Annotated in this window: 23 protein-coding genes; 13 read left to right on the top strand and 10 right to left on the bottom strand. The window is 61.4% G+C overall.

The window, feature by feature from the left end; translation table 11 throughout:
- Positions 1-24 precede the first annotated feature (24 nt).
- Complete coding sequence (gene polA / locus A6D6_RS01350; RefSeq protein ID WP_133491045.1) at positions 25-2,790, bottom strand: DNA polymerase I; 2,766 nt, start codon at positions 2,788-2,790, stop codon at positions 25-27.
- A gap of 159 nt (positions 2,791-2,949) precedes the next feature.
- Positions 2,950-3,981, bottom strand: coding sequence for an alpha/beta hydrolase (locus tag A6D6_RS01345; RefSeq protein ID WP_159659707.1), 1,032 nt, complete (start codon positions 3,979-3,981; stop codon positions 2,950-2,952).
- A 163-nt stretch (positions 3,982-4,144) separates the two neighbouring features.
- Here A6D6_RS01345 and A6D6_RS01340 point away from each other — a divergent pair, with 163 nt between their 5' ends.
- Positions 4,145-5,062, top strand: a complete 918-nt coding sequence (locus A6D6_RS01340; RefSeq protein ID WP_133491047.1) for a homoserine kinase — start codon at positions 4,145-4,147, stop codon at positions 5,060-5,062.
- 53 nt (positions 5,063-5,115) lie between these two features.
- On the opposite strand, the gene A6D6_RS01335 is transcribed toward A6D6_RS01340, so the two are convergent.
- Entirely contained in the window at positions 5,116-6,243 is a 1,128-nt protein-coding gene (locus A6D6_RS01335; RefSeq protein ID WP_159659706.1) for a cellulase-like family protein, read from the bottom strand.
- A gap of 78 nt (positions 6,244-6,321) precedes the next feature.
- Positions 6,322-7,185, bottom strand: a complete 864-nt coding sequence (locus A6D6_RS01330; RefSeq protein ID WP_159659705.1) for a metal ABC transporter substrate-binding protein — start codon at positions 7,183-7,185, stop codon at positions 6,322-6,324.
- Between the two features lie 91 nt (positions 7,186-7,276).
- Between A6D6_RS01330 and znuC the strand changes: the two genes are divergently transcribed.
- The 10 genes from znuC to A6D6_RS01280 all read left to right on the top strand — a co-directional run bounded on the left by znuC (position 7,277) and on the right by A6D6_RS01280 (position 14,412).
- Positions 7,277-8,056: a zinc ABC transporter ATP-binding protein ZnuC gene (gene znuC / locus A6D6_RS01325; protein WP_133491050.1), complete on the top strand. Its 780-nt coding sequence runs from the start codon at positions 7,277-7,279 to the stop codon at positions 8,054-8,056.
- Positions 8,049-8,834, top strand: coding sequence for a zinc ABC transporter permease subunit ZnuB (znuB, locus tag A6D6_RS01320; RefSeq protein WP_133491051.1), 786 nt, complete (start codon positions 8,049-8,051; stop codon positions 8,832-8,834). The genes znuC and znuB overlap by 8 nt, the downstream gene beginning before the upstream one ends.
- Position 8,835: 1 nt before the next feature.
- Entirely contained in the window at positions 8,836-10,134 is a 1,299-nt protein-coding gene (locus A6D6_RS01315) for an MATE family efflux transporter (RefSeq protein ID WP_159659704.1), read from the top strand.
- A 353-nt stretch (positions 10,135-10,487) separates the two neighbouring features.
- The gene (locus tag A6D6_RS01310; RefSeq protein ID WP_133491053.1) at positions 10,488-10,784 is read left to right on the top strand and encodes a hypothetical protein; all 297 of its coding nucleotides are present in this window, start codon (positions 10,488-10,490) and stop codon (positions 10,782-10,784) included.
- Between the two features lie 96 nt (positions 10,785-10,880).
- Positions 10,881-11,615, top strand: coding sequence for a hypothetical protein (locus A6D6_RS01305; protein WP_133491054.1), 735 nt, complete (start codon positions 10,881-10,883; stop codon positions 11,613-11,615).
- Positions 11,616-11,772: 157 nt separating this feature from the next.
- Positions 11,773-12,261 (top strand): MOSC domain-containing protein, encoded by a 489-nt coding sequence (locus A6D6_RS22110; RefSeq protein WP_369412792.1) that lies wholly within the window; start codon positions 11,773-11,775, stop codon positions 12,259-12,261.
- Positions 12,258-12,953 (top strand): DJ-1/PfpI family protein, encoded by a 696-nt coding sequence (locus tag A6D6_RS01295; RefSeq protein ID WP_159659702.1) that lies wholly within the window; start codon positions 12,258-12,260, stop codon positions 12,951-12,953. The genes A6D6_RS22110 and A6D6_RS01295 overlap by 4 nt, the downstream gene beginning before the upstream one ends.
- Before the next feature lie 89 nt (positions 12,954-13,042).
- Positions 13,043-13,399 carry a DUF6624 domain-containing protein gene (locus A6D6_RS01290; protein ID WP_369412791.1) on the top strand — a complete coding sequence of 119 codons (357 nt, stop codon included), beginning with the start codon at positions 13,043-13,045 and terminating at the stop codon, positions 13,397-13,399.
- A gap of 96 nt (positions 13,400-13,495) precedes the next feature.
- On the top strand, positions 13,496-13,933 hold the full coding sequence (locus A6D6_RS01285) for a VOC family protein (RefSeq protein WP_159659701.1): 438 nt from the start codon (positions 13,496-13,498) through the stop codon (positions 13,931-13,933).
- Between the two features lie 107 nt (positions 13,934-14,040).
- Positions 14,041-14,412 (top strand): hypothetical protein, encoded by a 372-nt coding sequence (locus A6D6_RS01280; RefSeq protein ID WP_159659700.1) that lies wholly within the window; start codon positions 14,041-14,043, stop codon positions 14,410-14,412.
- 92 nt (positions 14,413-14,504) lie between these two features.
- Here the strand turns inward: A6D6_RS01280 and A6D6_RS01275 are convergent, their stop codons facing one another.
- Entirely contained in the window at positions 14,505-15,104 is a 600-nt protein-coding gene (locus A6D6_RS01275) for a cysteine hydrolase family protein (RefSeq protein ID WP_159659699.1), read from the bottom strand.
- Between the two features lie 109 nt (positions 15,105-15,213).
- Here A6D6_RS01275 and A6D6_RS01270 point away from each other — a divergent pair, with 109 nt between their 5' ends.
- The gene (locus A6D6_RS01270; protein WP_159659698.1) at positions 15,214-16,071 is read left to right on the top strand and encodes a LysR family transcriptional regulator; all 858 of its coding nucleotides are present in this window, start codon (positions 15,214-15,216) and stop codon (positions 16,069-16,071) included.
- Here A6D6_RS01270 and A6D6_RS01265 read toward each other — a convergent pair.
- From A6D6_RS01265 to rd, 5 genes are all read right to left on the bottom strand, one after another.
- Entirely contained in the window at positions 16,047-16,625 is a 579-nt protein-coding gene (locus A6D6_RS01265; protein ID WP_159659697.1) for a DUF7822 domain-containing protein, read from the bottom strand. The two genes, A6D6_RS01270 and A6D6_RS01265, sit on opposite strands and share 25 nt — an antisense overlap.
- Before the next feature lie 90 nt (positions 16,626-16,715).
- The gene (locus A6D6_RS01260) at positions 16,716-17,132 is read right to left on the bottom strand and encodes a VOC family protein (RefSeq protein ID WP_159659696.1); all 417 of its coding nucleotides are present in this window, start codon (positions 17,130-17,132) and stop codon (positions 16,716-16,718) included.
- 119 nt (positions 17,133-17,251) lie between these two features.
- On the bottom strand, positions 17,252-17,632 hold the full coding sequence (locus A6D6_RS01255; protein ID WP_159659695.1) for a hypothetical protein: 381 nt from the start codon (positions 17,630-17,632) through the stop codon (positions 17,252-17,254).
- Positions 17,633-17,661: 29 nt separating this feature from the next.
- Entirely contained in the window at positions 17,662-18,810 is a 1,149-nt protein-coding gene (locus A6D6_RS01250; RefSeq protein ID WP_159659694.1) for an NAD(P)/FAD-dependent oxidoreductase, read from the bottom strand.
- Between the two features lie 53 nt (positions 18,811-18,863).
- Positions 18,864-19,028, bottom strand: a complete 165-nt coding sequence (gene rd / locus A6D6_RS01245; RefSeq protein WP_022997295.1) for a rubredoxin — start codon at positions 19,026-19,028, stop codon at positions 18,864-18,866.
- Positions 19,029-19,274: 246 nt separating this feature from the next.
- Here rd and A6D6_RS01240 point away from each other — a divergent pair, with 246 nt between their 5' ends.
- Positions 19,275-19,796 carry a chorismate--pyruvate lyase family protein gene (locus tag A6D6_RS01240; protein ID WP_133491064.1) on the top strand — a complete coding sequence of 174 codons (522 nt, stop codon included), beginning with the start codon at positions 19,275-19,277 and terminating at the stop codon, positions 19,794-19,796.
- The last annotated feature ends 13 nt before the right edge of the window (positions 19,797-19,809 follow it).

The following is a 19,809-nucleotide window of genomic DNA, read 5'->3' as shown; positions in this document are numbered from 1 at the left end:
TATTGTGCCCAGGGGCCGAGGGGCTCAATGCGCCTCTTCCCAATTATCACCGATACCAGCATCCACGATCAGCGGTACTTTCAGTCCGGCGGCGGCCTCCATGCGCTGGCGCACTTCCTTGACCAGGGATTCCACCTGCTTCTCCGCCACCTCGAAGACCAGTTCGTCGTGCACCTGCATGATCATCAGGGCATCAAAGTCCGTGGTATCGAGCCAATCGTGGACCTGCACCATGGCCCGTTTGATGATATCGGCGGCGGAGCCTTGCATCGGCGCGTTGATCGCCGTGCGTTCGGCGGCCTGGCGGCGCTGGCCGTTGCGGCTGTTGATCTCCGGCAGATACAGACGGCGCCCAAACAGGGTTTCCACGTAGCCCTTGTCGGCGGCGGTGGCGCGGGTGTCATCCATGTAGCGGCGCACGCCCGGATACTTCTCGAAGTAGCGGTCGATGTATTCCTGCGCTTCGCCACGCGGTATGCGCAGTTGCTTGGCCAGACCAAAGGCGCTCATGCCATAGATCAGGCCGAAGTTGATGGCCTTGGCGTTGCGGCGCTCATTGTCGCTGACCTCATCCACGGTTTTGCCCCAGACCTCGGCGGCGGTGGCCCGGTGAATATCCAGACCTTTTTCGAAGGCCTCCAGCAGGCCCTTGTCGCCACTGAGGTGAGCCATGATCCGCAGCTCGATCTGGGAATAGTCACAGGCAACGATCTTGCGGGCCCCTTTACCGTCCGAGGGGGGAGCGGAAAAGGCCTGACGGATTTTGCGGCCTTCCTCGCTGCGCACCGGAATGTTCTGCAAGTTGGGATCGCTGGAAGACAACCGTCCGGTGGCCGCCACCGCCTGATGGTAGGAGGTGTGCACCCGGCCGGTGCGGGGATCGATCAGCTCCGGCAGCTTGTCGGTGTAGGTGTTCTTCAGTTTGGCCACCTCCCGGTAGCCCATGATCACTTCCGGCAGCGGGTATTCCAGTGCCAGTTCCTGCAATACCGCCTCGGCGGTGGAAGGCGCGCCCTTCGGGGTCTTCTTGATTACCGGAATTTCGAGTTTGGTGTAGAGGATTTCACCGAGTTGCTTGGGCGAGCCCAGATTGAATTTTTGCCCCGCCAGCTCATAGGCTTTCTCTTCCAGCTCCGCCATGCGCTTGGCCAGATACTGGCTTTGGTGCCGTAGTTTGGCGGCGTCCACATAGGCGCCGTTGCGCTCGATACGGCTGAGCACCGGCACCAGCGGCATCTCAATTTCCTTGAATACCCGCTCCAGGGGCTTTTCCTTCTCCAGTCTCGGCCACAGTGCTTCGTGCAGCCGCCAGGTGATGTCGGCGTCCTCGGCGGCGTAGGTGCCGGCTTCCTCCAAGCCAATCTGATTGAAGGTCAGCTGCTTGGCGCCTTTGCCGGCGATCTCCTCGAAACTGATGGTCTTGTGGCCCAGGTATTTGAGCGCCAGAGAATCCATGTCATGGCGGGTGGCGACGGAATCCAGCACATAGGATTCCAGCATGGTGTCGAAGGCCACGCCGCGCAGGGTAATGTTCGCGTCCACCGCCAGTACGCTCATGTCGTACTTGAGGTTCTGGCCCACCTTTTTGACGTTGTCGTCTTCCAGAATCGGTTTGAGCGTATCCAGCACGTGATCGCGGGCAAGCTGATCCGGTGCTCCGGGGTAATCGTGGCCGAATGGAATATAAGCGGCCTCGCCCGGCGCCAGCGCCACGCTCACACCCACCAGACGTGCCTGCATGTAATCCAGGCTGGTGGTCTCGGTGTCGAAGGCAAACACCTTGGCTTTGCCCAACTTCTTCACCCAGACATCCAGCCCTGCCTCGTCGACGATGGTGACGTAGCCGTCACGCTGAATGACGCCCTGCTCTCCCCCTCCACCCTCAACCGCCGAAGCGCCGGCGGCCGGATCCTCGCCCTCCAGCAGTTCCGCCAGCCATCCCTTGAATTCCAGAGTGCGGTAATGGTGCGTCAGGGCTTCCGTGTCCGGGTCGCCCATTTTCAGGTCCTTGAGCGCTTCCTTGAGCTCGCAGTCCACCTTGATGGTGGCCAGCTTGTAGGAAAGGAACGCCTGCTCGCGATGCTCTTCCAGCTTCTTGCCCAGGGTTTTGGCGCCACGCACGGAGAGTTCCGCCACCTTGTCCAGGTTGGCGTAGATCCGTTCCATCGATCCGAGCCCCTGCAACAGGGCCAGAGCGGTTTTCTCGCCGACACCGGGCACGCCGGGAATGTTGTCCACCTTGTCGCCCATCAGCGCCAGGAAGTCGATGATCAGCTCCGGGCCGACCCCAAACTTGTTTTTCACCCCGTCAACATCGAGCAAGGTGTCGGTCATGGTGTTGATCAGGGTGACCTTGCCATTGACCAGCTGCGCCATGTCCTTGTCGCCGGTGGAGATCAACACGTCCTTGCCCTCGCCGCCGAACTGGCGGGCAAAGGTGCCGATCACGTCGTCCGCCTCGACCCCCTCTTCGACGATCAACGGCAGCCCCATGGCGCGGATCAGATCATGCAGCGGCTGCACCTGTTCGCGCAGCTCGTCGGGCATCGGCGGCCGGTTGGATTTGTACTCCTCGAACAGTTCATCGCGGAACGTCTTGCCCTTGGCGTCGAACACCACCGCCATGTATTCCGGGTCGTAGTCCTTGATCAGCTTGCGCAGCATCGACGCCACGCCCCGTACCGCGCCGGTGGGCTGACCATTGGAGGTGGTCAGCGGCGGCAAGGCGTGGAAAGCGCGATAAAGATAGGAAGAACCGTCGACAAGAATGATCGGTTTGGACTCGGCCATGGGGGTCCCTGGGTCACTGTGAGGAAAGGCCACAGTGTAACGCGAAGGCTCGGGCCCAATCGACCGGAGAACGTCCTGCCCGCCATTCGCGAGTGAACTCGCTTCCCACAGCCGGGACTACAAAGTCGCCGCGGGAAGCGGCTCTGGCGGCGAACCGGCTCAGAGACGCTCGCGCACCTGCCGGCAGATGGCGTTCACCGCATTACGGGCGGCGGGAATGGCACCGCCCATGGTGATGAAGCCGTGCACCAGTTCCGGGTAGTCCAGATTGACCACGGTGACACCGGCGGCCTTGAGTTTCTCACCATAGGCCAGGCCTTCGTCGCGCAATGGATCGGTGGCGGTGACCAGGATGGTTTCCGGCTGGCCCTCCAGCTCCGGGTTGCGCAGCGGCGAGATGCGAATGTCGTCCACCAGGCTGTCATCAGGCAGATATTGTTGATGGAACCAGGTGATCATGTCCCGGTCCAGCCCGCCTTGACCGCCCCCCAGGGTCACCGCCGACTCGAAATTCGTCTCACCGTCGGTTTTCGGATATACCGCCACCACCAGTTTTGGCTTGATAAGCCCCTCCCGCGCCGCCTGCTGCGCGGTGACAATGCTCAGATTGCCGCCAGCGCTGTCGCCCATCACGGCAAGTCGCTGGTCATCCAGACCCAGCTTGTCAGCCTGGGCCAGAACCCATCGCCAGGCGGCCACTACGTCATCGGCGGCGGTGGGCGCCACATGCTCCGGCGCCAGCCGGTAGTCCACATTGAGGATCACGGCGCCGGTACGGTTAGCCAGATAACGGCACAGACGGTCGTATTCCGCGGCGGAACCGATGGTAAAACCACCGCCGTGGAAATAAACGATGGCCGGAGCCGGAATCGGCGCCGCCACCGGGCGGTACAAACGCACCAGGATATCACCGCCAGCCACCGGAACGCGCAGATCGCTGACCTGGGCCACCGTTTCGCGGCCGACATCGAGCATGTCGATCATCTGGGCATAGAGGGCACGGCCCTTGGGTAACGGCAATTGATGAAACCCCTTGCGGCCGTCGCCGAGCGCCAATAGCAGGCGCAGGCGGGGATCCAGGCGGCCGCGGTCGACCTTTTCCAGCAGGCCGGCCAGGCGCCCGAGGGCGCTGCCGGGAAGTTTCATCAAAGTGCGAACGGTATGCCGCTCCAGGGTGTGTTGTAACGCCATGACGTATCCTTTTTGAGGAATTTGTAAAATATTTTTTACAAATCGTGCCCGGGAAATGCGGGAGTTATACCATCGGTCAATGTAAACGGCTCGGTCATCCCCGGCCGTTTTTTCGGGTGCCCTCTCTCCCCAGTGGGTGCCCTGTGTTTCAAGGAAGACGTTCATGTCCGTCTACACGCCCGTGTCCCAACGCCGCATCGCCGAGGTGCTGGCGCATTACAATCTGGAGCTGGTATCGGCCACCGCCGCCAGCCATGGCATTGAAAACAGCACTTTCCTGATCGAAGCCCGCCAGTACGACGGCAGCCCCCGGGAGGTGGTGCTGACGGTGTTCGAGCAATTCGAGGAAGACGAGCTCGCCCCCTACATCAAGGTGGTCTCCGATCTGGCTCTGGCTCGCCTGCCGGTGGCGCCGGCACTGGCCGATGGCAAAGGGCGCACCGTGCATGAGGTGGAGGGCAAACCGGCGGTGTTGATGCCGCGCCTGCGCGGCGAACATTGTCTGACCCCGCAGGTGGAACACTGCCGCCAGATCGGCCATGTGCTGGCGCAACTGCATCAGGCGCCGATTGACGATCTGGGCCGCCTGCCCAATGAACGGGAACGGCTGGCCCGCTTCATGGAGCAGTCCACCCGGCTGCCGGACGCCGCTGTCCATCAGGCCGCTCAGATCCTGAAACGCTGGAAAAAAACGCCCCCCGCCGGGGTGCTGGTCCACGCTGACCTGTTCCGCGACAACGTGCTGTTCGACGACGGCCACCTGAGCGGCGTGCTGGACTTCTACAACGCCTGCGCGGAACGGCCGGAATACGATTTGGCGGTGGCGCTGAATGACTGGTGCGTGGCCGCCGATGGCCGGCCGGTTCCACGCCGCGAGGCGGCGTTAATGGCTGGTTACCGGGAAGGCGGCGGCCATTACGATGAGGAAGTGCTGTCACTGGCCCTGGCGGTGGCGGCACTGCGTTTCTGGCTGTCCCGGCTAGCCGGGCCGGTATCCGCCGATGCCGAGGGGCAAGGCAGCAAGGATCCGGCGGAATTCGCGCGCATTTTCGGCTACCGCTTCAACGCGCTCAGTCTGTAATCCTGCCCGGGAACCGGTAAGCCGAGCCGGTTGCTTCAAACATGCCGGTGGCGTTAGCCGCCGGCGCGGATACGCTGGTTGAGCCGCGCCAGCCAGTCCTGCTCCCGCCACAGCCAGGCCGTCTGCGGCCGCGCCAGACTGGTCGGCGTCATCACCGACACCCCGGCGGTGAGCGCCTGATCCACGGTGGCTTCAATGAACGCCGCCCAGCCCCGGGGCAGCGACGCGGGTGAACGGGACACCTGCAAATAACCGTCGCCGAGGACCGGCTCCATGCGCCGCAGGCGGGCGAACGCCAGCCGCCGGTTCAACTGATCGTGCAGACGTCGCAGCCACTGTTCTCCGGTGGCCTCCATCAGCAATTGCCGTACCGGCGGCGCCAGCATCCGGCCAAGCCGGCCGGGCACCGGCAAACGCTCGCCGCTGGCCAGTCGAAAACGGGGATCGTCATCGAGCCACAGCGTCAGTTCCAGGAAATCCAGTTCTCCGGTGTCCATCTGCCGCAGATACTCACTTTGCCCGGCGCCGCAACTGACCCCGAAACGCACGCCGGGAAACAACGCCCGCAGCGCCCTGGGCACTTCCACCAGATAGGCTTCCAGGGACCGTTCCTCGCGTTCGCTCCAATGCCGGGGCAGCGGCCGCTCCGGCGACCGCCCGAACACCCGGCGAATCAACCCGTGGGCCGCTGGCGGTTGGGGAAACTGGTGGCAAAAATCCACCGCCACCACTCGGTCCAGCAGATCCCATTCCCGGATCAGTCCCAGGGTCTGGGCCCAGACATCGACGAAATCCTCCGGTCGCCGCACGAAAGACCGGCGGGCACGGGAGTCCGGCAGGAAATGGCTGTGCAACCACAGCGACAGGCCACGGTCGGCGGCACCTTGCAGCAGCCGTCTCACACCACGGCGGATACGGATGGTGGCCTTGCTGGCGGACAGGTCACGGCGCGGGTCGGCGGCCACCTCCAGTTCGCAGCGGTCCATGTGGACACCGCGCGCCGGTGCCGCCAGCAGATGAGGAAAAGGATCCAGGCGCAGAGCATTGAAACCGCGTGCTAACGTCTCATCCAGCACACGGTCCAGAGACCGGTACTCACGCGCCAGCGGCCAGGCATAGTCCCAGCACGCCAGGGCGAGGCGCTCGCTCTCCATACCTTCTGCCGGTCCCTGCTCACCCATCCGCTCTGCTCTTATTCAAACAAGCGCATCAGCATACCGGTTTCGGCGCCGCGCTCAATGGGCCCGGCCGGGCCAATATCACTGTCCCGCTTGCAAGCAGGCGGAGAAGGCGGGGGTGACCACCTGTTCCAGCCAGTCGCTGTAACCACTGTCGGTGTGGTCCCGGCCCAACGGATCCAGCCTGATCAGCTCACACTCCGGGCACAGCCGTTTCACCAGCTGCCCCTGGGCTTCCGGCTCCAGCAAGGCGCAGCGAATATCGCTTTTGCTGATCCCTGCCGCCAGCAGGACGAAACGGCGGCTGCTCGGCCCCGCCCCCAACTGCTCGCTGATCACCAGCGGGTCGGCCAGGCCGAAGTGGTGTTGAAAATAAGCGTAGGGGTGATGATAGGTCAGCCAGGGCCGCTGTTGCAGCGGCGCCAGGCGCGTGGCGATGGCCTGCTCGGCGACATCCAGCGCGGCAATGAAGCGGCCTGGCTCCGTCGCGGGTAAGGGCACCCTGTCCTGCTCCGACAGCGCCCGGGCCAACAGCACCCCCAGCCACAAATGCGGATCGATCTGGCTGTGCGAATGGCCGGCGTGGTCGTCGGTATGGTCGTGGCCGGCGGTGCCGTCACGTACTTCGGCGCCCGGCAGATCCGCCAACGCCAGACTGGGACCGGAGCGGCGCCGGATCAGCGTCGCCACCGGAGGCTCGGCGTCCTCGCCAAGCCACACCACCAGGTCCGCGTCCCGTACTGCCAGCGCCTGGCGTGGCGACAGCGACAAATGATGCGGATTCTGATTCGGCGCCAGCAGCGTGACCACCTCGGCCTGGTCGCCATACAGTTGGCGCAACGCCATGGCCAGCGGCTCGACACTGGCGACAATGGTGGCGGCGGCAACCGGTGACGAAACCGGCAACCCCGCCAGGAATAGCAGGATCAACAAGAAGCAGCGCATGGGGCATTCCCGAAAGCAGCAAAACCGGACGCCAAGCGCCTCGGAACAAGTGAAATAGTATATCATCACGGCTTTTAAGAATGGGCCCGTTATGAGCACGGCATTGGTGCAACTGGATGATGTTTCCCTCTCCTTCGGCGCGGAGCCGGTGTTGGAGCGGGTATCCCTGACCCTGAATCCAGGCGGCATCACCACTCTGATCGGCCCCAACGGCGCCGGCAAGAGCACCCTGGCGCGCGTCGTGCTGGGCCTGCAAACGCCGGATCATGGCCGTGTCTGGCGCCGACCGGGTCTGCGCATCGGCTACATGCCCCAGCACCTGCAAGTGGACGAGAGCCTGCCGCTCACCGTCGATCGTTTCCTCTGGCTCGCCGCGCCGGGCCGTACCCGCCACCGCCGCGAGGCCCTGGCCCGCACCGGCGTCTCCCACTTGCGCCGCCGGGCGGTGCGACGGCTCTCCGGAGGTGAATTGCAACGGGTGCTGCTGGCCCGCGCGCTGCTGCGCAAACCGGACCTGTTGGTGCTGGACGAACCGGCCCAGGGCGTGGACGTGGCTGGCCAGGACGCTCTCTACGGCCTGCTCAGCGAGGTGCGCGAAAGCACCGGCTGCGGCATCCTGCTAATCTCCCACGATCTGCACCTGGTGATGGCCCGTACCGATCAAGTGGTGTGCCTGCAACATCACGTGTGCTGCTCTGGTACCCCGGAATCGGTGAGCCGGGACCCGGCCTATCACGAGTTGTTCGGGCCCCGCGCCGGCACCCCCAATCTGGCGCTGTACACCCACGACCACGATCACGCCCACGATCTGCACGGTCATGTGCACGATAATCCTGAACACCATGATCACGGGGAGCACCACCATGATTGAGTTGTTGCTTCCCTCGCTGCTGGCCGGCCTGGCGGTGGCTCTGGTCTCCGGCCCCATGGGCTCGTTCGTGGTATGGCGGCGGATGGCGTTCTTCGGCGACACCCTGGCCCACGGCGCCCTGCTCGGCGCCGCCCTCGCGTTGGCCCTTGACGTGAACCTGTACCTGGCAGTGGTGGTGGCCTGCCTTTCCATCGCCCTGGCTTTGACCGGCCTGCAGCAGCAACGACAGATCGCCGGAGACACCCTGCTCGGCATCGTCGCCCATACCACCCTGGCCCTCGGGGTAATCAGCCTGAGCGTGCAACAAAGCGTGCAGGTGGACCTGATGGCCTATCTGTTCGGCGACCTGCTGGCGGTGACCTGGAACGACGTGCTCGCGCTGTGGGCCGGCGCGGCATTGATCATCGCCCTGGTAGTCTGGCAATGGCGCGCCCTGTTGAGCATCACCGTGAACGAGGAACTGGCCCAGGTGGAAGGCGTGCCCGTCGCCTTTACCCGCTTGCTGCTGATGCTGCTGCTGGCACTGCTGATCGCCGGCGCCATCCGCACCGTGGGCGTATTGCTGATCACTTCCCTGCTGGTGATTCCCGCCGCCGGCGCCCGGCGCCTGTCCAGCACCCCGGAGCAAATGGCCATGCGCGCCAGCGTGCTCGGACTGCTGTCGGTGACCCTGGGCATGGCGATGAGCTGGTACGCGGACACCCCGGTGGGGCCGTCCATCGTGGTAGCCGCCGCGGCGCTGTTTGTCCTCACACTACTGCGCCGGCCACCGGCCTGACATGAACCGCGACGCCAACCTGGACCGGCGTATCTGGGCGCTGGCCTGGCCCTTGCTACTATCCAACGCCACCGCCCCCTTGCTGGGCCTGGTGGACACCGCCGTGGTCGGCCATCTGTCGTCGCCGGTGTTCCTGGCGGCGGTGGCCCTGGGCGGCAACGTGTTCATGTTCCTCTATTTCTCCTTCAACTTCCTGCGCATGGGCACCACCGGCTTCACCTCCCAGGCGCGCGGCGCCGGCGACAATACTCTGGTGGTACTGCTGCGGGCCTTGCTTCTCTCCGTCGCCATTGGTGTCGCCCTGATCCTGCTGCAGCCGGTATTGCGCGAACTGTCGCTGTGGCTACTCGGCGGCAGTGCCGAGGTACAAGCCCTGGCCAGGGACTACATCAACCTGCGTATTCTTGGCGCCCCGGCGGCGCTGGCCAACTTCGCCCTGATCGGCTTCGCCATCGGCATGCATAACACCCGGGTGCCGCTGAAAATGACTCTGCTGATGCACAGCAGTAATGCCCTGCTGGATGTGCTGCTGGTGCAGGTCTGGCACTTCGATGTGCGCGGCGTGGCCGCGGCCAGCTCGGCGGCGGAGTACATCGGCCTCGCCGGCGGCCTGTTCTGGCTGCGTCGGCATATCTTTGGCGAAGCCTGGCGGGCCCTGCCAAGGCACCTGCTGCTCCAGGCGGCGCCGATGATCCGGCTGATGGCGGTGAACCGGGATATCTTCCTGCGCACCGTGGCCCTGCTAACAGTGTTCTTCTTTTTCGCCGCCCAGGGCGCCCGTCTCGGCGACACCATCCTCGCCGCCAACGCCGTGCTGATCACCTTTCTGCTGCTACTGAGCAACACTCTGGACGGCTTCGCCAACGCCGCCGAGGCCCTGGTGGGCGACGCCCTGGGACGAGGCCGGACCACGGAGCTTCATCAAGCGGTACGCCGCACCGGACTGTGGACACTGATAGTGGCGGCGATCGCCCTGATCGGCTTTGCCCTGGGCGGCGTGCCGCTGATCCACCTGCTCAGCGATCTGTCCGCCATTCGCGACACCGCTACCCACTACCTGCCCTGGATGCTGCTGCTGCCCCTCACCGCCAGCGCCGGCTTCTGGCTCGACGGCGTCTTCGTCGGCGCCACCCTGGCCCGGGAAATGCGTAACACCATGCTGGTGGCCACGCTGCTGTTCTTCCCCGTCTGGTGGCTCACCCGCCCGCTGGACAACCACGGCCTGTGGCTGGCGATGAATATCTGGATGGCCAGCCGGGGACTGCTGATGGCCTGGGTTTGGCGGCGGCGGGCAATGTAAATCGAGGGAGTCTCATGGAAGTAAACGTCCATTCCCAAAAATACTAAAGGTCAAAGGCGTAACGGGCCGGAGATCTCTGGACGTTGAAGTCCCAGAAAACACAATACGAGCAATCAATATTGGTCAAAGCAATAATATCGCAGAGGAACTTTTACCTGTATATGACACCATCAAAGGCCAAATAGCATTCAGATTAATTTTCCCCAATATCAGAAAAACCATTCAAATCGAATTTCGCGACCAAGGCCTTTAACAATTAATCACTGTATGATTTTCTGTTTTTCGTAAAAAGAAAGGCATATCTTCCCCCACAGACACAGACTCATTCACTCGAACACCAAGAGGCGGCAAGCGTGAAAGTTCTCGACCACGAACCCTATCGATGGTTTCTTCTTGAAGACTCAGGGGATCTGCTATTGGATGTAAACTGTCACCATAGCTTTGTCAGCTATAACGTCCTCATCCAGTTGACGCCTGATGAAATGCAAGAGTATCAGCGGCATGGTCGGGATTATCTGAACGGACTTTCCGAGGACATCCATAACAGCGCACCGATCCTCAAAGTCAGCAAATCGATCTACAAGGGGCGTGACATTTCGTCCCTACATAAAGAGCGGGTCATTGAAGCAATAAGAACGTGGCGCTCGTAAACCCGAGGCCCGGCTTTTCCTTTGTCTTTTCTTGCAGGCCGTGGCGAAGGAGTTCCATTAACAAAACTATCTCGGATTAGCAGACAGGTTACATTCATGCCAAAAGAAATGGATTGGAAACAAAGATCGAAAGAGCTCGATACGCTTGATATCGAGATAGGATTTCTGATCTCGGATTCATTCTACACAGGCGACCCAAATAATATTTCCCAAATTCAAAACAAGGAGTATGAGGATAAAAACAAGTTGCCGGGCTTCAAGCGAGAAGCGGAATCCATTGCCAGAACGTCTGAAGTAATGGGTCATGAAGAGGAGTTGACCCTCTTCTATAGGCAGATAGTTGAAAAGGCCGCTAGCCACGGAAAGGACTTTAATTCTATTCGATCATACTTCTGGATTCGGCTTTGGCTGCGGGACAAGAATGAAGAAAGCACAATCTCGTTTCCTTGGTATGATTCACTAAATGAAATGCAGCGCTTCTTCTTTGCTCTTGAATCCTACAATGATCCCGACAAAGTATACTGGGATGCGGATCAGGGCTGGGAAATTCATGTCGCGGCCGACGATATTTTTTTCTATTTCAGGCAGCTCGACCCCGATGAAGGCGAAGAGCATGAAAACATTAAGCTGCCAAAGGACGGCTTGATTACAGCGGTTTATGAACTGAATCAGCGCGCTACGTCCATCATCGCTGCTTTGACTAAAGGTGTCGGAGTTGATGTGTGGTCCGAACACATAAAAGAAGCCCGTTTTGGCACCCATGAATGGCAACCTGGCGATTTGATTAATCAGAAAAAGCGGAGCTTTTTCAGCCGATTATTGAGGCGTTAGAAGCGAGCATAACATAGTTAAGCCCGTTCAACTTGATCACAAAAGTCAAAAAAATCCTGACCTTCTTAGGCCAACGTATCGTTCTGAATATACTCTTACTTACGCAGTAAAAGATGACATGGAGACGCCAGTGACATCAATCGGAACCGTCGGCTAGCTGTGGCGTTATCCCGTCAAATCGATGCTGGGCGATCGGTGCAAAACGCTTCGGATGACGGAGCGTGGTGTCGGCGGGGATCGCCTGTTCACCGTTAGAGATACCGAGGGAAGGTTTGGAAGCGGTAAGAACACCCGGCGCTTCCGCCCCAACCTGGTCATCGACGTTCCAGGTGCTGATTTGGTCGAGCAGACTTGGTTGGGTAAGCGGTTGCGCGTGGGAGAGAAAATCGAACTGGAAGTGTGTGCTGCCACCGAACGTTGTGGCATGGTGGCATCTACGCAAAGCGACTTGCCGGAGGAACCGAGCATTCTACGGCGTATCGCGCGGCAAACGTACCTCAAATTCGGGGTTTATGCTCGAGTCGTGGTACCCGGGACCGTACACTTCCATGATTCGGTAGTCCTTGGTAATGGTGAAACGCGGAACCTGCCCCAAGGTGTTGAGGCCACTGAACTCACAAGCCAGATAAAGGACAACATATTATGAGCAAGAAGCTGGCCGGCAAAATCTTATTGATTGCTTTCTTTTTGTTCTCATCACCTTCGATAGCCGCCCAAAAGCACATCGGAATTCTGGTCTACGACAAAGTATTGAGCAGTGACGTGACAGCCCCAGCCGAGGTCTTTGGCGTTGCCACGCGGAAATCCTGGTTCTCGGATTACAAGGTGTTACTAATCGGAGTGGATCGAGATGCCTCCGTAGTGACCACTGAGGAGGGCATACGCCTGACGGTGGACACAACGATCTATGACAACCCCGAATTGGATGCCCTGATCGTAACCAGCTCTTATGTCATGGATACCCTTTTCGAGAACAAGGATTTAACGGAATTCCTCAAAAAGCAGGCCAAAAATGTTTCCTGGCTGGCAAGCAATTGTTCTGGCGCCTTTTTGTACGCCCATGCGGGCTTGCTTGATGGTTACACAGCGACGACTTGGGCTGGTGGTGAAAAACAATTACAGCGCGAATTCCCCAGAATCAATGTGATCGAGGATCGCAATGTTGTCGTTGATCGCAACAGAATTTCCAGCAATGGCGGGATTCCATCGTACCAGGGCGCTCTGGTCCTGCTGGCCCAGATGAGCAGCGAGAGGAAGGCCAAACAGGTATTCGAAACGATCCAGCTAAATCGTCTCATACCCTGGACCGAGGTAACCCGATATTTTCCTGAAAAATAGGTGTGAACCACATACGGTATCGCTTGTTGCTGTAGCGGTATCAGACCGTTAAGTAGAAGAAACATGGAAACAGGCCCGGATTGTCACTGGTGGGGAAGGACGGTGCCAAGGCCACGTGGCTGATCGCTCAGCATTCCGTTTCAGATCCGGAGTTCATGGCCGAGTGCGCGGGTCTTTTGGAAGAAGCCGTTTCCAGAGACGATGCGGAAGGCTGGCAGTTGGCATTCCTTCAGGATCGGGTGTGCACTTTATCCGGGAACCCTCAGTACTATGGCACTCAGTTCGATACTGATGAAGAGGGCTGGCCTATACCGTTTCCCATTGAGGATCGCGCTGCCGTCAATGTGCGCCGTGCATGTCTTGGCCTCAACTCTCTTGAGGAACGGCAGGAACAAGTGGTTAAGCAGGAGCGGAAGCGTCGTGCCAACGCCGCCAGACCCCGTTGACCCAAACCTTCTCGAGATAGACAAAAGACAGGGCTGCTCCCTACATTCTCTGCACTTCCATGGACTAACTCCGGAAACACGCGCCAAGGAGACATTATGACCGTCAAGCGTATGGACAACGTGGGCATTGTGGTCGAAGACATCGATGCCGCCATTGAGTTCTTTAGCGAACTTGGCCTCGAACTCGAGGGGCGCGCACCTGTCGAGGGAAGCTGGGCCGATGACGTCACTGGATTGCGCGACATGCATGTCGAGATTGCCATGATGCGTACACCGGATGGCCACAGCCGGCTCGAACTCTCCCGATTCCTGGCGCCGCCTGTGATTAGCGATCACCGCACTGCCCCAGTGAACGCTCTCGGCTATCTGCGTGTCATGTTCACCGTGAGTGACATCGACGATACGCTCGCCCGCCTCAGCAGACACGGCGCGGAACTCGTCGGCACGGTGGCGCAATTCGGAGACACGTATCGTCTCTGTTACATCCGGAGTCCCGAAGGCATTCTCATCGGGCTTGCCCAGGAGCTTGGGTAGTTAACTGCCTTGGAATGGTGTGGAAAGGTCAATGAATAGATAGGTTATACATCAACGGGTAGGCGACGGGCTTCGTTGAGTTCACTACCAGACGCCGGGGAGAGATCATGTACGACACGCTTATCATGTTGAAGCCGGAGGCTTCATTTACCGTGGACCAACTGTATGCGCTCGTCATGGAGGTCGTGGCGTCCGGGGAAGCCACCGTCGAACGTGACGTTGAAGCCATACGTATCACCACGGATAGCGCAACGCTCAATATCGACTGGAACGACGATGCCCATGTTATCGAAGAGAGCCATGAGATTGCCGTTGAGTTTGGTGTACCGTCTCAAGGTTGTCCGGCCCGCTTCGAGATGGCCGGTGACGATCCCGACATGGATTTGTTCAACGATTACCTGATCATCAATGAGAAGCTGCAGGCGACCGGTAAGTTCGTTATTTTCGATACTCAGGAAGGTAGGTTGTTGTTTGATTAGCTCTTATCTATTGGGGCAATTCACGCGGACACGGCGATTCGCTGCCAAGGCAGCTTCCCACAGGGCTATGAAGTCGCCGGCCCGCTGGCCGATCAGACCTCCTCTACCGTCGCCAGCACCGGCACGAACACGTCCGACATCGCCGCCAGGGCCGCGTTGTGCAGTTGTTCGGCCGGGACCACGCCGGCGCCATGGGTGGCGGGCAGGTCGCGGGTGGCGCAGGCGGCGGCGACCACCGCCATGTCGAAGCCCAGGTCATACCCAGCCCGCACGGTGGAGGAAACACACATGTGGGTCATGAAGCCGACCACCAGGACCGGGCCCTCCACGTCGCGCAGATGCTGTTCCAGGTCCGTGTCGGAGAAGGCGTTGGGGCGGGGTTTGGTGATCACGACCTCGCCTTCCACGGGCTGGGCACGTTGCAGGAAGGCGCCGCCGCCAGCGGGGTCGAAGGGGCTGCCGGCGGGGCCTTCATGGGCCACGTGGATCACCGGCCAGTCCATTTGCTCTGCCCGTTCGCGCAGCCGTTCGATCTGCGTCAGGGCCTCATCAAGGCCAGTGAGCGGCAAAGCGCCGCTGCCATACACTTCCTGGGCGTCGATGATCACCACCGCCGCCTTGCCACGTTGCGGGGTTTGCCAGGCTGGTGCGCCGGCCAGGGTTCTCAGGGTTACCGGCTTATCGTTACTCATATCGCGTGCTCCCGTGTCAGCGCATGGATTCAAGGAGGCCTCATGGTGACCTGCGTATTCGCCTGATCCAAGCTGGTATTTTGCGAGCCTTACCTGCAAAAATGCAGGCATGAAAGATTGGGACGATTTTCGTTTTCTGCTGGCCCTGAGCCGCTCCGGCACCCTGCGCGAAGCGGCACGCCGTCTTGGGGTGAACGAAACCACCATGGCCCGCCGCCTCGCCGCCGTGGAAGCACGCCAGGGCACCTCCTTGTTTCTGCGCGGGCGGGACGGCCTGCAGCCGACGCCCACGGGGGAACGGCTGGTGGGGGTGGCGGAGCGCATGGAACAGGCGCTGCTGCGGACAGACCCGGATCATGGTCAGGGGACGGTATCAGGACTGGTACGGCTGACTTCGGTGGCCTGGATCGTGGAGGCGCTGTTAGCGCCACGGCTGATTGATCTGCATCGACGTCACCCGGCGCTGACCCTGGAACTGGCGGCGTCCAATACCACCGTCAGCCTGTCCCGCCGGGACGCGGATCTGGCGCTGCGTCTGGCCCGTCCCCGGGAAGAGCATCTGGTGGCCCGGCGTCTGGGCGCCCTCGGGCTGACGCTGGCCACCTCGGTGCAGCAGGGCTCCGCCCAGGGCTGGATCGCCTACCATCGCGGCTGGGACGATCTGCCAGAGATCCAGGCCATGGCCGGCGTATTCCGGGATCCGCCGGTGGCGCGTATTGCCGGTCTCACCGGTATTCAGGCGGCTGTGCGTTCGGGGTTGGGCATGGCGATGCTGCCGGATCCAATGATCGACGCCGACCTCGGCCTGGTGGCGGCAGAGCCAACCATAAGGGTGAGCCGGCCCCTGTGGGTGGTACTGCACGAGGATTTGCGTGAACGCCCGGCGATCCGGGCCTGCCTGGACTGGCTGGAAGAGGTGGTACGGGACGCCGGCTGGACTGATCAGTCCTCGCTGAAATCGAAGTAGAGCACGTTGGACCAGTTGCCCAGCCCCAGTTCGCGCACCGGCGCGATCGGGTCCGCCGGTTTCAATCCGAGCATGCGCGCCAGCGGTCCGGGTGCCGACGGTTTAACCTGACTGAGATGACGCAGGGTGCGTTCCATTTCCTCGTCCAGATCCGCCAGCCCCGCCAGCAGCTCCCGGCTTTCCTCGGCCAACGGCTGGTCCGCCATATCCAATATCTCGGCCGCTTCCAGCACTACATGGTCAGCACGGTTTTCCGGCGCCAAAAGAAACGCTTTGGTCTCTTCCACCAGGGCCTCGGCCTCGGGCCAGTCGATACGCGCCAGGAACTCACACAGCCGCGTTACGCCCTTGTCGTAATCCCCCGCCAGCGCCAGATCGTCATCCAGTTCCCAGATCATCGAGGGGCACATCACGGTATCCACGGACACCAGCAGCCGGTAGCTGAGCGGAATCGCATAGCCCCACTCGGACAATCCCCGGACCACCGGCTTGGGGTGATCCGGCGCCCGGGCGGGGATCCGGTCGGTCGCGTAGAGATAGCTTCTATTCGCCATGAGGTGCCGCCCGCGCTGCTTTGGAATGAGCCGCTTATGGTGACCTTGTCACACAGCGCCGACAAGAGAGGCCCGTTTACCGGAATGTCCTTATTCTTCCCAATCCGGGTTCCAGGCGACTTCCCAGAGGTGGCCATCCGGGTCCTGGAAGTAGCCGCAATAACCGCCCCAGAACGCTTTTTCCGCGGCCTTGGTCACGTGAGCGCCGGCCTTCTCGGCCTGCCGCATCACCTCGTCCACTTCCTCCGGCGAGCCCACATTATGGGCCAGAGTAAACCCTCCGGCCGAGGCGGGCACCAACGGGACACCCGCCCCTCTGGCCAGGGCCGGGCGGGGATACAGCGCTAGCACCAGACCACCGTCGAGATGGAAAAACACCACCGCGCCATCCTCGAATTCCGTGCCAACGATGCCTTCCGTGGGCAAACCGAGGCCATCGCGATAAAACGTCAGGGAACGATCCAGGTCATCCACGCCCAGGGTGATGACTTTGATGCTTGGTTTCACGGGTCTTCTCCCAGATGCCGGAACAGGAACCAACGAGCCTAACCCGCCGCCAGGCCCGTGGTCTTGAATAAATCGGACACGATCCGCGCCGACGGGGACACTGGGTGTTATTCAGGGAATCAGCGCTTCTTTTTCCCGGGCATGATGAATTTCATCAGGGTCATGAACCACATCAATTGGCCGGGGTCGCCTTCCACCTTGATGTCGCCGCCCTGCATGCCTTCCATGAACACCATCTGGCTCTTACCGGAAGCACGCAGGGTGCGGAACGCGTAATCCGCATCGCGGAAATTCAGGGTCATGGTGGGGGCGCCATGCAACCCGGCGCCGTGCTTTACGCCTTGCGGCGTGAAGTGATACCAGCGGGCCACCCGGCCATCAAAGGTGCGCCATTGCATCAGCACATCGCGGTGCTCCAATTGCTGGCGGAAACCCTCGTTGTGGCGACCCAGCCAGCGCAGGCGCCAGCCGAGCAGCATCAATACGAAACGAAACTTCATTATGCGCTCCCGGCCGGCGGCCGGCCCGGTCAGGGCATCAGGGCCGGCAGCTCCTTGTTGAGTTTGAGCTTTTCCTTCACCGCGTCACCGGTGAGGGCGTAACCCAGCAATGTGCCATCGGTGCCGCGAAACAGGGCGGTCACATTGTTTTCTTGCTCCGTCACTTCCCATTCGCCCTCGTGGTCCGCCGGCGGCGGACAGACCACCACCGGGCAGGCCGGGGTCTTGATGGTCACCGGCATGACGCCGTAACTCACCGCGGTCTCCTCACCGGCCAGGGTCTTGGCCAAGGCACGAGCGCCGGCCATCAGCGGTAGTACATAGGGCAGCACATGGCCTTCCACTTCCGCGCAATCGCCCAAGGCGTAGATGTCCTCGGCGCTGGTGCGCAGGGTGCGGTCGGTGAGGATGCCCCGGTTGGTGCGCAGACCGGCTTCCTTGGCCATATCGATGCGCGGACGCAAGCCAATCGCGGACAGCACCGCTTCGGATTCCACTCGGGTGCCGTCGGACAATTCGGTGATCAGGGTGTCGTCATCGCCGTGGTGTACCGCCTGCGCCAGCGGACCGAAATGGAACCGCACTCCCAGGGTCTCAAGCCCCCGGCCCACCGCCTCGGAAGCGGCTTGCGGCAACAGCAGCGGCAAGCAACGTCCCATCGGTTCCACCAGGGCCACTTCAAAGCCGCCGTTGCTCAGATCGTTGGCGAATTCGCAGCCGATCAGGCCACCACCGAGAATCGTCACGCGACGCTTGCCTTGCAGGGCTTCGCGGAAGCGGCCGTAGTCCATCAGGTCGTTGACCGAGAACACCTCGCCCACGGCGTCGCCTTCCAGCGGCGGCGTCCAGGTATCCGCGCCCAGCGCCAGCACCAGTTTGCTGTAATCCAGGTGATCGTCCGGCAGCAGCACCCGATGCCCGTCGACGTCGATCCCGGCGACATGAACGTGGGTCCGCACCGTGACATTGAACTGCTCGGCAACCTGTTCCGGCGAGGCCATGGCCAGTTCATCGGCGGTTTTTTCCTTGGTGAAACCGGTGGAAAGCATCGGCTTGGAATAACTGCGGCCGTCGTCGGCGGTCAGCACCACCAGTGGCGTTTCCTTGTCCAGCTTGCGGAATTCCTTGACCACGTTGAATCCGGCCAGACCGGATCCGATCACTACGATGGGCTTCATTGGCGCTCCTTATGTGGTGCCAGGGTGGTGCCAGGGACGGGAATGGCGGTCGCTCAGATTTCCACCATTTCGAAATCTTCCTTACCGACGCCGCAGTCCGGACATACCCAATCGTCGGGGATGTCTTCCCACTTGGTGCCGGGCTCGATGCCCTCCTCGGGGAGCCCTTCCGCCTCGTCATAGATGAAGCCGCACACCACACATTCCCATTTCTTCATGTCATACCTCGTTGATCAGTATCCCGGACAGCGCCAGGGGCCGGAAACCAGGGGCCCGCTAACGTAGCCACGCCGTCCTGAAAAATCAATGACATCAACGGATGTCACCATGGCGGCGGGGCCGATAACCTCACCACCACCACCCCCATCCTGGCGGCGACCCTGCCAGATTCGTGCCGCTCTCTTGCTCCCCGCGCCGCCTTGCGCCATAGTCCACGCCGCCGGTCGAGAGCGGAGTGTCACACTATGCCAAATTCACCTCTGGACGCCGACCCGAAATGGCGCCCACTGGATCGTCTTACCGTCCCACCGCTCATCCGCGACTGGCTCGGTGATCCCGGTTCCCTGACCGTCCGTCTGCGCCGCCACGGCGCTTTTCATGTGGAACACACCCGCTCCCTGGTGGCGGTCCCCGCCACTTATGAACGCGAACAATTGCACCAGAGTGGACGCCGCATCGCGCTGATCCGGGAAGTCACCCTGATGCTGCGCGGCACTCCGGTGGTGGAAGCCCGCAGCGTCCTGCCGCTGCTCAGTCTGCGCTGGGCCAACCGCAATCTGGCGCATATGGGTGGCCGTTCGCTGGGCAGTGAGTTATACCGTTATCCCGAGGCGCATCGGGATCAGGTGTGGGTCCGTCATGGCCTGTCGCCAGCCGGCCGCGGGCCCTGCTGGGGGCGCCAGACCCGTTTCGTCAAAAGGGGACGACCGTTACTGGTGGCGGAATACTTTCTGCCCGCGCTCTGGCCCCTGGTCGGAGAACAATAGGTCGGGGAACAGA

It is taken from the genome of Alcanivorax xiamenensis (assembly GCF_009846745.1).
Classification (GTDB): Bacteria; Pseudomonadota; Gammaproteobacteria; order Pseudomonadales; family Alcanivoracaceae; genus Alloalcanivorax; species Alloalcanivorax xiamenensis.
Note: the sequence above shows the minus strand (reverse complement) of the source record. Positions and strands in the feature narration are given on the sequence as shown.